Annotated in this window: 1 protein-coding gene; it reads left to right on the top strand. The window is 66.3% G+C overall.

The genetic code is table 11. The features are described 5' to 3' along the window. The coding region (locus OO70_RS50830) for a cbb3-type cytochrome c oxidase subunit I (RefSeq protein ID WP_043688486.1) at nt 1-368 on the top strand (368 nt) is incomplete at both ends.

The following is a 368-nucleotide window of genomic DNA, read 5'->3' as shown; positions in this document are numbered from 1 at the left end:
CCGCTGTTCGCCGGCTTCACGAACTGGATCATGCCGCTGCAGATCGGCGCGCCCGACGTGGCGTTCCCGCGGCTGAACATGTTCGCCTACTGGCTCTACCTGTTCGGCTCGACGATCGCGGTGGGCGGCTTCCTCACCCCGCAGGGTGCGGCCGACTTCGGCTGGTTCGCCTACAGCCCCCTGTCGGACGCGGTCCGCTCGCCGGGTATCGGCGCCGACATGTGGATCATGGGTCTGGCCTTCTCCGGCTTCGGCACGATCCTCGGCGCGGTCAACTTCATCACCACGATCATCTGCATGCGCGCACCGGGCATGACGATGTTCCGCATGCCGATCTTCGTGTGGAACGTGCTGCTGACCGCCGTCCT

The organism is Streptomyces xylophagus, assembly GCF_000716435.1.
Lineage (GTDB): Bacteria > Actinomycetota > Actinomycetes > Streptomycetales > Streptomycetaceae > Streptomyces > Streptomyces xylophagus.
The sequence above is the reverse complement of the archived record's forward strand: the minus strand, read 5'-3'. Positions and strand labels throughout refer to the sequence as shown.